The organism is Enterobacter sp. KB-280D8 (assembly GCF_041399405.1).
Classification (GTDB): domain Bacteria; phylum Pseudomonadota; class Gammaproteobacteria; order Enterobacterales; family Enterobacteriaceae; genus Enterobacter; species Enterobacter cloacae_N.
The window spans coordinates 151,792-167,314 of sequence record NZ_JBGKEC010000008.1 but is presented as its reverse complement, the minus strand read 5'-3'; the positions used below and the strand labels follow the sequence as shown (position 1 = coordinate 167,314).

Annotated in this window: 12 protein-coding genes; 10 read left to right on the top strand and 2 right to left on the bottom strand. The window is 54.8% G+C overall.

The window, feature by feature from the left end:
- Nucleotides 1–22: 22 nt before the first annotated feature.
- Nucleotides 23–1,855: an SLC13 family permease gene (locus tag AB8818_RS18940; RefSeq protein WP_116338566.1), complete on the top strand. Its 1,833-nt coding sequence runs from the start codon at nucleotides 23–25 to the stop codon at nucleotides 1,853–1,855.
- 82 nt (nucleotides 1,856–1,937) lie between these two features.
- Here AB8818_RS18940 and yfbR read toward each other — a convergent pair whose 3' ends face one another.
- Together yfbR and alaA are read right to left on the bottom strand one after the other, a co-directional pair.
- Nucleotides 1,938–2,537 carry a 5'-deoxynucleotidase gene (gene yfbR / locus AB8818_RS18935; protein ID WP_116338568.1) on the bottom strand — a complete coding sequence of 200 codons (600 nt, stop codon included), beginning with the start codon at nucleotides 2,535–2,537 and terminating at the stop codon, nucleotides 1,938–1,940.
- Between the two features lie 94 nt (nucleotides 2,538–2,631).
- On the bottom strand, nucleotides 2,632–3,846 hold the full coding sequence (gene alaA / locus AB8818_RS18930; protein WP_192983207.1) for an alanine transaminase AlaA: 1,215 nt from the start codon (nucleotides 3,844–3,846) through the stop codon (nucleotides 2,632–2,634).
- A 938-nt stretch (nucleotides 3,847–4,784) separates the two neighbouring features.
- On the opposite strand from alaA, the gene lrhA reads away from it, so the two are divergent.
- From lrhA to nuoI, 9 genes are all read left to right on the top strand, one after another.
- Nucleotides 4,785–5,723 (top strand): transcriptional regulator LrhA, encoded by a 939-nt coding sequence (gene lrhA / locus AB8818_RS18925; protein WP_192983197.1) that lies wholly within the window; start codon nucleotides 4,785–4,787, stop codon nucleotides 5,721–5,723.
- 630 nt (nucleotides 5,724–6,353) lie between these two features.
- On the top strand, nucleotides 6,354–6,794 hold the full coding sequence (nuoA, locus tag AB8818_RS18920; RefSeq protein WP_014171000.1) for an NADH-quinone oxidoreductase subunit NuoA: 441 nt from the start codon (nucleotides 6,354–6,356) through the stop codon (nucleotides 6,792–6,794).
- A 15-nt stretch (nucleotides 6,795–6,809) separates the two neighbouring features.
- On the top strand, nucleotides 6,810–7,484 hold the full coding sequence (nuoB, locus tag AB8818_RS18915; RefSeq protein ID WP_003861482.1) for an NADH-quinone oxidoreductase subunit NuoB: 675 nt from the start codon (nucleotides 6,810–6,812) through the stop codon (nucleotides 7,482–7,484).
- An 89-nt stretch (nucleotides 7,485–7,573) separates the two neighbouring features.
- Nucleotides 7,574–9,376 carry an NADH-quinone oxidoreductase subunit C/D gene (gene nuoC / locus AB8818_RS18910; RefSeq protein WP_028013933.1) on the top strand — a complete coding sequence of 601 codons (1,803 nt, stop codon included), beginning with the start codon at nucleotides 7,574–7,576 and terminating at the stop codon, nucleotides 9,374–9,376.
- Between the two features lie 2 nt (nucleotides 9,377–9,378).
- Entirely contained in the window at nucleotides 9,379–9,879 is a 501-nt protein-coding gene (nuoE, locus tag AB8818_RS18905) for an NADH-quinone oxidoreductase subunit NuoE (protein WP_006176513.1), read from the top strand.
- Nucleotides 9,876–11,213, top strand: a complete 1,338-nt coding sequence (nuoF, locus tag AB8818_RS18900) for an NADH-quinone oxidoreductase subunit NuoF (protein WP_006811381.1) — start codon at nucleotides 9,876–9,878, stop codon at nucleotides 11,211–11,213. The genes nuoE and nuoF overlap by 4 nt, the downstream gene beginning before the upstream one ends.
- Before the next feature lie 54 nt (nucleotides 11,214–11,267).
- Nucleotides 11,268–13,991 (top strand): NADH-quinone oxidoreductase subunit NuoG, encoded by a 2,724-nt coding sequence (nuoG, locus tag AB8818_RS18895; RefSeq protein ID WP_162874930.1) that lies wholly within the window; start codon nucleotides 11,268–11,270, stop codon nucleotides 13,989–13,991.
- Nucleotides 13,988–14,965 (top strand): NADH-quinone oxidoreductase subunit NuoH, encoded by a 978-nt coding sequence (nuoH, locus tag AB8818_RS18890; protein ID WP_008500211.1) that lies wholly within the window; start codon nucleotides 13,988–13,990, stop codon nucleotides 14,963–14,965. Before nuoG ends, nuoH begins: the two co-directional genes overlap by 4 nt.
- Nucleotides 14,966–14,978: 13 nt before the next feature.
- Complete coding sequence (gene nuoI, locus AB8818_RS18885; RefSeq protein WP_003861491.1) at nucleotides 14,979–15,521, top strand: NADH-quinone oxidoreductase subunit NuoI; 543 nt, start codon at nucleotides 14,979–14,981, stop codon at nucleotides 15,519–15,521.
- Nucleotides 15,522–15,523 lie beyond the last annotated feature (2 nt).

Below are 15,523 nucleotides of genomic sequence, written 5' to 3'. Positions count from 1 at the left end.
CTTCCACTGACAAGGATAGGTTGTGAACGGTGAACTGATCTGGGTTCTGAGCCTGCTTTTAATCGCCATTATTCTCTTCGCCACAGGCAAGGTGCGCATGGATGCCGTTGCCCTGTTTGTCATTGTCGCGTTTGTGCTGAGCGGCACGCTCACGCTACCGGAAGCCTTCTCCGGGTTCAGCGACCCCAACGTTATCCTGATTGCTGCTCTGTTTATCATCGGCGACGGCCTTGTGCGCACCGGTGTGGCGACCATCATGGGCGCGTGGCTGGTCAAGGTGGCCGGCAGCAGTGAAACCAAAATGCTGATCTATCTGATGCTGACGGTCGCCGGGCTGGGGGCATTTATGAGCTCAACGGGCGTGGTCGCCATTTTTATCCCGGTGGTGCTGAGCGTCTCCATGCGGATGCAGAGCTCGCCGTCGCGCCTGATGATGCCCCTGAGCTTTGCCGGTTTGATCAGCGGTATGATGACGCTGGTGGCGACGCCGCCGAACCTGGTCGTCAACAGCGAGCTGCTTCGGGAAGGATTTCAGGGCTTCAGCTTTTTCAGCGTCACCCCGCTTGGGCTGGTGATTCTGGCGATGGGCGTGATCTACATGCTGCTGACCCGTTTTGCCCTGAAAGGCGACAAACAGGATAAGAACAAAGAGGGGTGGAAGCGACGTACCTTCCGCGATCTGATCAGGGAGTACCGTCTCTCCGGGCGGGCGCGCCGTCTGGCCATTCGCCCCGGCTCGCCGATGGTTGGCCAGAGGCTCGACGACCTTAAGCTGCGCGAGCGTTATGGCGCGAACGTAATTGGCGTAGAGCGCTGGCGCCGTTTTCGCCGGGTGATCGTCAACGTTAACGGGGTGTCGGAATTTCGGGCGCGAGACGTCCTGCTGATCGATATGTCTACCGCGGAGGTGGACCTGCGTGAGTTTTGCAGCGAACAGCTGCTGGAGCCGATGGTGCTGCGCGGCGAGTATTTTTCCGATCAGGCGCTGGATGTGGGCATGGCCGAAGTGTCGCTGATACCGGAATCGGAACTGTTGGGTAAAACCGTGCGTGAAATGGGGTTCCGTACCCGCTATGGCCTGAACGTCGTGGGGCTGAAGCGCGATGGCGTGGCGATGGAGGGGGCCGTCGTCGATGAGCCGATCCTGCTGGGCGATATCTTTCTCGTCGTCGGTAACTGGAAGCTGATAAGCCAGCTCGGACAAAAAGGACGTGATTTTGTGGTGCTCAACATGCCGGTCGAAGAGAGCGATGCGTCACCGGCGCACAGCCAGGCACCGCATGCGATTTTCTGTCTGGTGCTGATGGTGGCGCTGATGCTGACCGATGAAATCCCTAATCCGGTCGCGGCCATTATCGCCTGCCTGCTGATGGGGAAATTCCGCTGTATTGACGCCGAAAGCGCGTATAAAGCCATTCACTGGCCGAGCATTATTCTTATCGTCGGGATGATGCCTTTTGCCCTCGCACTGCAAAAAACCGGCGGGGTGGATCTGATCGTAAAAGGCTTGATGGACGTGGGCGGCGGGTATGGTCCGTACATGATGATGGTTTGTCTGTTTGTCATGTGTGCCACGATAGGGTTGTTTATCTCCAACACCGCGACGGCGGTGCTGATGGCGCCCATTGCGCTGGCGATGGCGAAATCCATGGGCGTGTCGCCGTATCCGTTTGCGATGATGGTCGCGATGGCGGCGTCCGCGGCGTTTATGACGCCGGTTTCTTCGCCGGTTAACACGCTGGTGCTGGGGCCGGGGAATTATAAGTTCAGCGATTTCGTGAAGCTGGGCGTGCCGTTCACCGTACTGGTGATGGTGGTGTGCGTGGTGTTAATTCCGGTTTTATTCCCGTTCTGAGAACATCGCCGGGTGGCGGCTGCGCCTTACCTGGCCTACATGACGCGTAGGCCCTGCAAGCACAGCGCCGCTGGGCAAATAGTTAAAGCGGTGAATCCTGGCTAATCTCGTCCAGCGACAGATGGAAGCTTGGCACAAATACCTGCATGAAATAGTCCATCTCTTCGCTGCGGCGGGATTCCAGCGTTTTTTCCAGACGCGTTTTCGCCAGTAAAAACTCATTATTGCCCGCAGAGAGCTCTTCCAGACACTTCAGATAGGCGCACAGCGCGTCGGCCTGCTTGACCAGAGATTTTTCCTCTTCCGTATACTGATGCTCGTCGATGAGCGGTTCAAAGATATCGCGCAGCTCTTCGGGCACCATCTCGATAAGCTTGTGCTGAGCAATCTTCTCGATAGCCTTATATTCCTGTGCAATCTGCGAGTTGAAATATTTCACTGGCGTAGGCAGGTCGCCGGTCAGCACTTCTGATGCATCGTGGTACATCGCCAGCAGAGCGATGCGCTCGGCATTCACCTGCCCGTTAAATTTGCGGTTCTTAATGGCAGCCAGCGCATGAGCGACCATAGCAACCTGCAGGCTATGCTCAGACACGTTCTCTGTACGTACGTTGCGCATTAGAGGCCAGCGGTTGATCAGTTTCAGGCGGGAGAGGTGGGCAAAGAAATGGCTCTGACTCATAGGTTACCTTTTGTCTTCACTGCGACAGGACTTCATTGTGCGGGGAGGGGAGGGAAGATGCAAATCAGGCTACCGAAGTAGCCTGATTTTAAGATTACTGATGGTACCCAGAGAGGAATCGCCCGAAGCGGCTGATGGCCATTTCGAGATCGTCTTCGCGCGGCAAGGTTACGATACGCACGTGGTCCGGCCACGGCCAGTTAAACGCCGTCCCCTGTACCAGCAGCACTTTTTCCTGCAGCAGGAAATCGAGCACCATTTTCTGATCGTCATGAATATTGAAGCGCTTCGCGTCGATTTTAGGGAACATATACAGCGCCCCGTTCGGCTTCACGCAGGAGACGCCCGGAATATCGTTGATCAGTCCCCATGCGCGGTTGCGCTGTTCGTACAGGCGACCGCCAGGGACGATGAACTCGCTGATGCTCTGGTATCCGCCCAGCGCCGTCTGGATCGCGTGCTGCGCAGGCACGTTAGCGCAAAGACGCATCGACGCCAGCATCTCAAGCCCTTCAATATAGCCTTTAGCGTGTTTTTTCGGGCCGTTCAGCACCATCCAGCCCTGACGGAAACCGGCCACGCGGTAGGTTTTAGACAGGCCGTTGAAGGTGACGGTCAGCAGGTCCGGGGCCAGCGCGGCGATAGAGTGGTGTTGTGCCGCGTCATAGAGGATCTTGTCGTAGATTTCGTCAGCGAAGATGATCAGGTTGTGCTGGCGGGCGATCTCCACGATCTCCATCAGCAGCTCTTTTGAATAGACCGCGCCCGTAGGGTTGTTCGGGTTGATGATCACAATCCCACGCGTGCGGGGCGTGATTTTCGCGCGAATGTCATCCAGATCCGGGAACCAGTCAGAAGATTCGTCGCAAAGATAATGTACCGCTTTACCGCTGGAGAGTGATACGGCAGCCGTCCATAGCGGATAGTCCGGCGCGGGAACCAGCATTTCGTCGCCGCTGTTCAGCAGCGCCTGCATGGCCTGAACGATCAGTTCGGAGACGCCGTTGCCAATGTAAATATCTTCGACGGTAACGTCACGCATACCGCGCGCCTGGTAGTGCTGCATAATGGCTTTACGTGCCGAGTAAAGTCCCTTTGAATCGCAATAGCCTTGTGCCGTAGGCAGGTTGCGGATCACATCAACCAGAATCTCATCCGGCGCGTCAAAACCAAATGGCGCGGGGTTACCAATGTTGAGCTTCAGAACCTTATTGCCTTCTTCTTCAAGGCGTTTTGCCTCTTTCAGAACCGGGCCACGGATGTCATAACAGACGTTATCTAGCTTGCTGGATTTTTCGATAGGGGACATGAACCTTTAACCTTTTCGCTATTATTGCCACTCCCTGCCGTGGAAGTCAGCACGGAATAATGTACTCCCCCCTCGCTCCGTTTTGAAGGGTGTACAGGAGAAGATTTTGTGCACGATGCGAATTTCTGATGAATCTATTTGGCTGGTCGTTGACGATTTTACGGACTTAACGTGTTGAGCTGGTCGCTGGTTAAGGTTGTTTATGCTGTATAATTCTATTAATTATGTATATTGTTCTGATGTAAAATAAATGGCGCGCAGGAAAGAGACAGAAGTCACGCTAAGTGACTTTTCGTAAAACCTGAGTGTTGGAAAAATCTTGCAGTAATAGCCTGAAGCGGCTAAAAGTTAATCATGTGAAATTAATGTTAAGTGTTATTAATGAATGGCTTTAATCAAAATTAAAATTTATTTATTATTAGCGAACAAAATGCAACTTTAGTTAATTTTAATAAAATTAGTTGAGAAGCTTAACAAACCTCCTTAATCCTGAATATTGCAATAAGACTTATAAATAAAGTGGATTTGGGTTAAGATGTCTTTAAGGAAAGCAGAAGAAAGATGCACAAGCTTTGTATATCTCAAACTGGCTTTCTGATTTAATTGATTGTTATTGTTGGAGTTATCTCTGGCTGGAATGTGTCAAACATCTCCTGCTACGTTGACAGCGCTGCGATAAAGATGGCAGAAAAAGTGTTACGCCTTTAATGTAATTTACATAAACCTGCGAACATCTAAATATCCTGAACGTTTAAGAGAATAAAAATAACGTCATGAAACGTGCTTTCTGACTGTTGATATAAAGCAGCACAATAACTATCTGTCAGGCAGTCTGCCGGGCCGGGATGCGAGGGAAAACCTTCAGAAGGAATTGCTTAACTGTTACACACAGCTTCAACCCGGGCAGCTCCGCACGAGCAACCTGAAAGTGAATAGATATGATAAATGCAAATCGTCCGATAATGAATCTCGACCTCGATCTGCTGAGAACGTTTGTTGCGGTCGCCGATCTCAACACTTTTGCAGCAGCTGCTGCCGCCGTCTGCCGAACTCAGTCCGCCGTTAGCCAGCAAATGCAGCGGCTGGAGCAACTGGTTGGGAAAGAGCTTTTTGCCCGTCATGGGCGTAATAAGCTCTTAACGGAACACGGTATTCAGCTACTGGGTTATGCCAGGAAAATTCTTCGCTTTAATGATGAAGCATGTATGTCATTAATGTTTAGCAACCTTCAGGGGGTGTTAACTTTAGGGGCATCTGATGAGTCAGCGGATACTATTTTGCCGTTTCTTCTCAATCGAATTAGCTCGGTTTATCCGAAGCTTGCGCTGGATGTTAGCGTAAAACGTAATGCCTTTATGGTTGAGATGTTAAATGAGAATAAGGTCGACCTGGTGGTCACGACGCATCGTCCCGGGCAGTTTGATTGTCTGACGTTGCGCACATCGCCAACGCACTGGTATTGCGCGGCTGAATATGTGCTGCAAAAAGGGGAGCCGGTACCGCTGGTTTTACTGGACGATCCGAGTCCCTTCCGCGATATGGTGCTAACGGCGTTAAATGAAGCCAACATTCCGTGGCGTCTGGCCTATGTGGCATCTACATTGCCCGCGGTGCGTGCCGCAGTGAAAGCCGGTCTTGGCGTCACGGCCCGTCCGGTGGAGATGATGAGCCCCGATCTGCGCGTTCTCGGTAAAGCAGACGGGCTCCCTGCGCTGCCGGATACCGAGTACCTGCTTTGCCATAACGCGGCCAGTCACAACGAGTTGGCAAAGGTGGTGTTTGAGGCGATGCAAAACTACCACAACCCGTGGCAGTTCGAGCATGTTACCTCCGAAGGGGGGGATGATTCCCTGATCGTAGAAGGTGACTTTGAGTGATCAAAAGCTCAAAATTCTGGTAACAAATTGTAAGTGTAAAAAAAAGCCACTCGTGTCGTTTTCGCACGCAGTGGCTTTTTTTTGACAATATTATCCCCATTCGTCACCAGGTTTTCATAAAGAGATCATATATATCAAAGATGTAAATGCTTTCGCTTAAATATTGTTCGTTTTGCGTTCTAACTTCGTCCATAGCCCCTCGATGTTAAAAAAGCAGCAAATATGTTGCCGGTTTTTTGGTTGAATTAACAAAAGCGTGTCTCAGATCAAGAAAATACTCCTATTTGGGGGGAGGAATCGTTGGCAAATCCTGTCAAAATAGGAGGGTTATTTTTTTTACTTCCAAAACGGACACGATTCAACAACACACATTTGACGAAAAGTCCGGTAACCACCAGGGTTAAAGGGCACCAAATGTTAATGAGAATCGCTCGATGTAATTTAATGTGAAGAAACCTTTGTTAAAGTTGACAATAGGTTATAGAAAGGAGTAAAAAACCCCATCATTTTGCTGTCTACGTCTCATTTCAGACAGTTAGTGTAAGGTTATTTGTTCCTCCCCATGAATCGATGTGATGCCCATCTGCCAGCAAGAGCAGTGTCGTTGGTATCACTTTTGATGAGTAAGCAATGAGTATGTCAACATCCACAGAAGTCATCGCTCATCACTGGGCATTCGCAATCTTTCTTATTGTAGCCATTGGCCTGTGCTGCCTGATGTTAGTCGGCGGCTGGTTCCTGGGCGGTCGCGCCCGTGCAAGGCACAAAAACACACCTTTCGAATCAGGTATTGATTCAGTAGGTTCCGCTCGCTTACGCCTGTCTGCCAAGTTCTATCTGGTAGCGATGTTCTTCGTCATCTTCGACGTGGAAGCGCTCTACCTGTTCGCATGGTCGACCTCCATTCGCGAAAGTGGTTGGGTGGGCTTTGTCGAGGCCGCAATTTTCATTTTAGTGTTACTGGCCGGTCTGGTTTATCTGGTGCGTATTGGCGCGCTTGACTGGACGCCTGCGCGTTCACGTCGTGAACACATCAACCCGGAAAACAGTATCTCTAATCGTCAGCAGTAACAGCGAGGCAATAAGATGGATTATACGCTCACCCGCATAGATCCTAACGGTGAGAATGACCGTTACCCCCTGCAAAAACAGGAGATCGTAACCGACCCCCTGGAGCAAGAAGTCAATAAAAGCGTGTACATGGGCAAACTCGAACATGCCATGCACGATATGGTCAACTGGGGTCGTAAGAACTCTATCTGGCCATACAACTTTGGTCTTTCTTGCTGCTACGTTGAAATGGTGACGTCATTCACTGCGGTGCATGACGTTGCGCGTTTTGGGGCCGAGGTACTGCGTGCTTCCCCGCGTCAGGCTGACCTGATGGTGGTAGCCGGTACCTGCTTTACCAAGATGGCACCTGTTATTCAGCGTCTGTATGACCAGATGCTGGAGCCAAAATGGGTTATTTCCATGGGCGCATGTGCAAACTCTGGCGGTATGTACGACATTTATTCCGTCGTGCAGGGCGTTGATAAGTTCATTCCGGTGGATGTTTACATTCCGGGCTGTCCGCCGCGTCCAGAAGCCTATATGCAGGCGCTGATGCTGCTGCAGGAGTCTATCGGTAAAGAACGTCGCCCGCTTTCATGGGTTGTTGGCGATCAGGGTGTCTATCGCGCGAACATGCAGTCTGAGCGCGAGCGTAAACGTGGTGAACGTATTGCCGTCACCAACCTGCGTACGCCTGACGAAATTTAATTTGCGCCTGTAGGCCTGGAGAAAACCTTCGCATATCACTACTCAAATAGCGCGAAGCCAGGCTTAACAGTCACCACGGACCATTTGCAATGGTGAACAATATGACCGACTTAACCGCGCAAGAAGCCGCCTGGCAGACCCGGGATCATCTTGATGACCCCGTCATTGGCGAACTGCGCAACCGTTTTGGGCCGGATGCCTTTACCGTTCAGGCGACCCGCACCGGGGTACCCGTTGTTTGGGTGAAGCGTGAGCAATTGCTGGAAGTTGTCGATTTCCTCAAGAAATTGCCAAAACCTTACGTCATGCTGTTTGACTTACACGGCATGGACGAACGTCTGCGTACGCACCGCCAGGGTCTCCCTGCTGCGGATTTTTCCGTTTTCTACCACCTGATCTCAATAGACCGCAACACGGATATCATGCTCAAGGTGGCATTGTCTGAAAACGACATGCATCTGCCGACGATCACCAAACTTTTCCCGAACGCCAACTGGTACGAGCGTGAAACCTGGGAAATGTTCGGCATGACCTTCGACGGCCACCCGCATCTGACGCGCATCATGATGCCGCAGACCTGGACCGGCCACCCGCTGCGTAAAGACTACCCGGCACGTGCGACTGAATTCGATCCGTTTGAGCTGACCAAAGCCAAGCAGGATCTGGAGATGGAAGCGCTGACCTTCAAACCTGAAGACTGGGGCATGAAGCGCGGTACCGAAAACGAGGACTTCATGTTCCTCAACCTCGGTCCAAACCACCCGTCTGCGCACGGTGCATTCCGTATTATTCTTCAGCTTGATGGCGAAGAGATTGTCGACTGCGTGCCTGACATCGGCTACCACCACCGTGGTGCTGAGAAGATGGGCGAGCGTCAGTCCTGGCACAGCTACATTCCGTATACCGACCGTATCGAGTACCTCGGCGGCTGCGTCAACGAGATGCCATACGTGCTGGCCGTTGAGAAACTGGCAGGCATCACCGTACCGGATCGCGTTAACGTGATTCGCGTGATGTTGTCAGAACTGTTCCGCATCAACAGCCACCTGCTGTACATCTCCACCTTCATTCAGGACGTCGGCGCGATGACTCCGGTCTTCTTTGCCTTTACCGATCGTCAGAAAATCTACGATCTGGTGGAAGCGATTACCGGTTTCCGTATGCACCCGGCCTGGTTCCGTATCGGCGGCGTGGCACACGATCTGCCGCGCGGCTGGGACCGCCTGCTGCGTGAATTCCTCGACTGGATGCCGAAGCGTCTGGCCTCCTACGAGAAAGCCGCGCTGCGCAACACCATCCTGAAAGGCCGTTCCCAGGGCGTTGCCGCCTACGGCGCGAAAGAAGCGCTGGAGTGGGGTACCACAGGTGCTGGCCTGCGCGCGACCGGTATTGATTTCGACGTGCGTAAAGCCCGTCCTTACTCTGGCTACGAGAACTTCGACTTTGAAGTCCCGGTGGGCGGCGGAGTGTCCGACTGCTACACCCGCGTGATGCTGAAAGTGGAAGAGTTGCGCCAGAGTCTGCGCATCCTTGAGCAGTGCCTCAACAACATGCCGGAAGGCCCGTTCAAGGCGGATCACCCGCTCACGACGCCGCCACCGAAAGAGCGCACGCTGCAGCATATCGAAACCCTGATCACCCACTTCCTGCAGGTTTCCTGGGGTCCGGTCATGCCGGCGCAAGAATCCTTCCAGATGATTGAAGCGACCAAGGGTATTAACAGTTACTACCTGACCAGTGACGGCAGCACCATGAGCTACCGTACCCGCGTGCGTACGCCGAGCTTTGCGCACCTGCAGCAGATTCCGTCCGCCATCCGCGGCAGTCTGGTCTCCGACCTGATTGTGTATCTGGGTAGTATCGATTTTGTTATGTCAGATGTGGACCGCTAATTATGCACGAGAATCAACAACCACAAACCGAGGCTTTTGAGCTGAGTGAAGCAGAGCGTGCCGCCATTGAGCACGAGATGCACCACTACGAAGACCCGCGTGCGGCGTCCATTGAAGCGCTGAAAATCGTACAGAAACAGCGTGGTTGGGTGCCGGATGGGGCGATCTATGAAATCGCGAAAGTGCTGGGTATTCCGGCCAGTGACGTAGAAGGCGTAGCCACGTTCTACAGCCAGATCTTCCGTCAGCCGGTAGGCCGCCATGTGATCCGCTACTGTGACAGCGTTGTCTGCCACATCACCGGCTATCAGGGCATTCAGGCTGCGATTGAGAAGAAGCTCAATATCAAGCCGGGCCAGACCACGTTCGATGGACGCTTTACTCTGCTGCCAACCTGCTGCCTGGGTAACTGCGACAAGGGGCCGACCATGATGATTGATGAGGACACTCACAGCCATCTGACGCCGGAAGCGATTCCTGACCTGCTGGAGCAGTACAAATGAAAACTGTAATTCGTACTGCTGAGACGCATCCGCTGACCTGGCGTCTGCGCGATGACAAACAGCCGGTATGGCTCGACGAATACCAGAGCAAAAACGGCTATGCCGGCGCGCGTAAAGCCCTTGGCGGCATGGCGCCGGACGACATCGTTAACGCGGTAAAAGATTCCGGCCTGAAAGGCCGCGGCGGCGCGGGCTTCTCCACCGGCCTGAAGTGGAGCCTGATGCCAAAAGACGAATCCATGAACATCCGTTACCTGCTGTGTAACGCCGATGAAATGGAGCCGGGCACCTATAAAGACCGCCTGCTGATGGAGCAGCTGCCGCACCTGCTGGTGGAAGGCATGCTGATCTCCGCGTTCGCGCTGAAAGCGTACCGTGGCTACATCTTCCTGCGCGGTGAGTACATCGAAGCGGCGGAAAACCTGCGTCGCGCGATTGCCGAAGCGACAGAAGCGGGTCTGCTGGGTAAAAACATCCTGGGTACCGGCTTTGACTTCGAACTGTTCGTGCACACCGGTGCCGGGCGTTATATCTGCGGTGAAGAAACCGCGCTGATTAACTCCCTCGAAGGCCGCCGCGCGAACCCGCGTTCCAAGCCACCGTTCCCGGCAAGCTCCGGCGTGTGGGGTAAACCGACCTGCGTCAACAACGTCGAAACCCTGTGTAACGTTCCGGCGATCCTCGCGAACGGCGTGGAGTGGTATCAGGGCATCTCCTCAAGCAAGGATGCCGGTACCAAGCTGATGGGCTTCTCCGGTCGCGTGAAGAATCCTGGCGTCTGGGAACTGCCGTTCGGTACCACCGCACGCGAAATTCTTGAAGACTACGCCGGCGGCATGCGCGATGGCCTGAAATTTAAAGCCTGGCAGCCGGGTGGGGCAGGGACAGACTTCCTGACCGAAGCCCACCTTGACCTGCCGATGGAATTCGAAAGCATTGGTAAAGCGGGCAGCCGTCTGGGTACGGCGCTGGCGATGGCCGTCGACCACGAGATCGGCATGGTCTCGCTGGTGCGTAACCTGGAAGAGTTCTTTGCCCGCGAGTCCTGCGGCTGGTGTACACCGTGCCGTGATGGTCTGCCGTGGAGCGTGAAGATCCTGCGTGCAATCGAACGTGGCGAAGGCCAGCCGGGTGATATCGAGACGCTTGAGCAACTGTGTCGATTCTTAGGGCCAGGTAAAACCTTCTGCGCCCACGCACCGGGTGCCGTCGAGCCGCTGCAGAGCGCGATTAAATATTTCCGCGACGAATTCGAAGCAGGCATCAAGCAGCCGTTCAGCAATACCCATTCAATTAATGGTATTCAGCCGAACCTGCTGAAAGCGCGCTGGTAAAAACAGAATTTTGATTAACGCTCGGTTTCGGCCGAGCCAACTGGAAGCATGCTAATGGCTACGATTCATGTAGACGGCAAAGAATACGAAGTCAACGGGGCGGACAACCTGCTGGAAGCTTGTCTGTCTCTTGGCCTCGATATTCCGTACTTTTGCTGGCATCCGGCGCTGGGCAGCGTCGGTGCTTGCCGCCAGTGTGCGGTGAAGCAATATCAAAACGCGGAAGACACGCGTGGTCGCCTGGTGATGTCCTGTATGACGCCAGCCACCGAAGGCACCTTTATTTCGATTGATGACGAAGAAGCCAAACAGTTCCGCGAAAGCGTGGTGGAGTGGTTGATGACCAACCACCCGCACGACTGTCCGGTTTGTGAAGAGGGCGGTAACTGCCACCTTCAGGATATGACCGTGATGACCGGTCACAGCTTCCGTCGCTATCGCTTTACCAAGCGGACCCACCGTAACCAGGACCTTGGGCCGTTCATCTCTCACGAAATGAACCGCTGCATCGCCTGCTACCGCTGCGTGCGTTACTACAAAGACTATGCAGACGGTCAGGATCTGGGCGTGTATGGCGCGCATGACAACGTCTACTTCGGTCGTCCTGAAGACGGTACGCTGGAAAGCGAATTCTCCGGAAACCTGGTAGAAATCTGCCCGACCGGCGTCTTCACGGATAAAACCCACTCCGAGCGTTACAACCGTAAATGGGACATGCAGTTTGCGCCAAGCATCTGCCAGCAGTGTTCCCTCGGCTGTAACACCAGCCCGGGTGAGCGTTACGGCGAGCTGCGTCGTATCGAAAACCGCTACAACGGTACCGTTAACCACTATTTCCTGTGCGACCGCGGTCGTTTCGGCTATGGCTATGTGAACCTGAAAGACCGTCCGCGTCAGCCGGTTCAGCGCCGTGGCGACGACTTTATCACCCTGAACGCCGAGCAGGCGATGCAGGGCGCGGCAGATATTCTGCGCCAGTCGAAGAAAGTGATCGGTATCGGCTCCCCGCGCGCCAGCATCGAAAGCAACTTCGCGCTGCGCGAGCTGGTTGGGGCGGAAAACTTCTATACCGGTATCGCCCAGGGCGAGCAGGAACGTCTGCAGCTGGTACTAAAAGTGCTGCGTGAAGGTGGTATCCATACCCCTGCGCTGCGCGAAATTGAATCCTATGATGCGGTTCTGGTGCTGGGTGAAGACCTGACGCAGACCGGCGCACGCGCGGCTCTGGCGGTTCGTCAGGCGGTGAAGGGCAAAGCGCGTGAAATGGCAGCGGCGCAGAAAGTGGCCGACTGGCAGATTGCGGCAATCCTCAACATTGGCCAGCGCGCGAAGCATCCTCTGTTTGTGACCAACGTCGACAGCACCCGTCTGGACGATATCGCCGCGTGGACCTACTGCGCGCCGGTTGAAGATCAGGCGCGTCTTGGCTTTGCCATTGCCCACGCGCTGGACAGCAACTCCCCAGCCGTTGAGCTGGATCGCGACCTGCAAAACAAGGTCGACGTGATTGTTCAGGCCCTGGCGGGTGCGAAGAAACCGCTGATTATTTCCGGTACCAACGCCGGCAGCGCGGAGATCGTTCAGGCGGCAGCAAACGTTGCCAAAGCCCTGAAAGGCCGCGGTGCGGACGTTGGCGTGACCATGATTGCCCGTGCGGTGAACAGCATCGGTCTGGGTATGATTGGCGGCGGTTCGCTGGAAGAAGCATTAAGCGAACTGGAGTCCGGTTCCGCTGACGCCGTTGTGGTGCTGGAAAACGACCTGCATCGTCATGCGTCTGCCGCTCGCGTTGACGCAGCGCTCTCCAAAGCGCCGCTGGTGATGGTGATTGACCATCAGCGCACCGCGATCATGGACAAAGCACACCTGGTGCTCTCTGCGGCAAGCTTCGCAGAAAGCGACGGTACGGTTATTAACAACGAAGGCCGCGCCCAGCGTTTCTTCCAGGTTTACGACCCGGCGTACTACGACAGCAACACCGTGATGCTGGAAAGCTGGCGCTGGCTGCACTCCCTGCACAGCACCGTGCAGAGCCGTGAAGTGGACTGGACGCAGCTCGACCACGTTATCGACGCGGTAGTCGAAAAACTGCCTCAGCTGGCAGGCATTAAAGATGCCGCGCCTGAAGCAAGCTTCCGCATTCGCGGCCAGAAACTGGCGCGTGAACCGCACCGCTACAGCGGCCGTACCGCGATGCGCGCCAACATCAGCGTGCACGAACCGCGCCAGCCGCAGGATAAAGACACCATGTTCGCCTTCTCCATGGAAGGGAACAACCAGCCGTCTGCGCCGCGTTCGCAAATCCCGTTCGCATGGGCTCCGGGCTGGAACTCCCCGCAGGCGTGGAACAAGTTCCAGGCTGAAGTGGGCGGCTCCCTGCGCCACGGCGATCCGGGCGTGCGTCTGATTGAAGCCTCCGAAACCGGTCTGGATTTCTTCACGACCGTACCGGCGAGCTTCCAGGCTCAGGATGGTCAGTGGCGTATTGCGCCGTACTACCATCTGTTCGGTAGCGACGAGCTGTCCCAGCGTTCACCGGTCTTCCAGACCCGTATGCCGCAGCCTTACATCAAGCTCAACCCGGCGGATGCCGCGAAGCTTGGCGTTAACGCGGGCGCGAAGATCGCCTTTAGCTATGAAGGCCAGACAATCAGCCTGCCGCTGATTATCTCTGAAGGTCTGACAGCAGGGCAGGTGGGTCTGCCGATGGGTATGCCTGGCATCGCCCCGGTTCTGGCGGGCGCGCGTCTTGATAATCTGCAGGAGGCAAAAGCATGAGTTGGTTAACGCCGGATCTTATCGACATCCTGCTGAGCATTCTGAAAGCGATTGTTATCCTGCTGGTGGTGGTCACCTGCGGCGCGTTCATGAGCTTTGGTGAACGTCGTCTGCTCGGTCTGTTCCAGAACCGTTACGGACCGAACCGCGTGGGCTGGGGTGGTTCACTCCAGCTGGTCGCGGACATGATCAAGATGTTCTTTAAAGAGGACTGGATCCCACGCTTCTCGGACCGCGTGATCTTTACTCTGGCACCGATGATCGCCTTCACCTCGCTGCTGCTGGCGTTTGCTATCGTTCCGGTCAGCCCGACCTGGGTGGTCGCTGACCTGAACATCGGCATTCTGTTCTTCCTGATGATGGCAGGCCTCGCGGTTTACGCGGTGCTGTTCGCAGGCTGGTCCAGTAACAACAAATACTCGCTGCTGGGTGCGATGCGTGCTTCCGCGCAGACGCTGAGCTACGAAGTGTTCCTGGGGCTCTCCCTGATGGGCGTGGTGGCGCAGGCCGGTTCATTCAACATGACCGACATCGTCAATAACCAGGCCGACATCTGGAACGTTATCCCGCAGTTCTTTGGGTTTATTACCTTTGCTATCGCGGGCGTGGCCGTGTGTCACCGTCACCCGTTTGACCAGCCAGAAGCCGAACAGGAACTGGCCGACGGTTACCACATTGAATATTCCGGTATGAAGTTCGGTCTGTTCTTCGTGGGCGAGTACATCGGTATCGTCACCATTTCCGCGTTGATGGTAACGCTGTTCTTTGGTGGCTGGCATGGCCCGTTCTTACCGCCGTTCATCTGGTTCGCGCTGAAAACCGCGTTCTTCATGATGATGTTCATTTTGATTCGCGCAGCGTTACCGCGTCCGCGTTATGACCAGGTAATGTCCTTCGGCTGGAAAGTGTGCCTGCCGCTGACGCTCGTCAACTTGTTGGTAACGGCAGCTGTCATTCTCTGGCAGCAGCCATAAGGGGCTATAGACCATGACCTTAAAAGAATTACTGGTAGGCTTCGGTACCCAGGTACGCAGTATCTGGATGATCGGCCTGCACGCGTTTGCCAAACGCGAAACCCGGATGTACCCGGAAGAGCCGGTATATCTGCCGCCGCGCTACCGTGGCCGTATCGTGCTGACGCGCGACCCGGACGGTTCCGAGCGCTGCGTTGCCTGTAACCTGTGTGCGGTAGCGTGTCCGGTCGGCTGTATCTCCCTGCAGAAAGCAGAGACGGTAGACGGCCGCTGGTACCCTGAGTTCTTCCGCATCAACTTCTCACGCTGCATCTTCTGCGGTCTGTGTGAAGAAGCGTGCCCAACCACGGCGATTCAGCTGACTCCGGACTTTGAGCTGGGTGAGTACAAGCGCCAGGACCTGGTGTACGAGAAAGAGGATCTGCTGATTTCCGGTCCGGGCAAATACCCGGAATATAACTTCTACCGGATGGCGGGTATGGCAATCGACGGCAAAGATAAGGGCGAAGCAGAGAACGAAGCTAAGCCTATCGACGTCAAGAGCCTGTTACCGTAAGG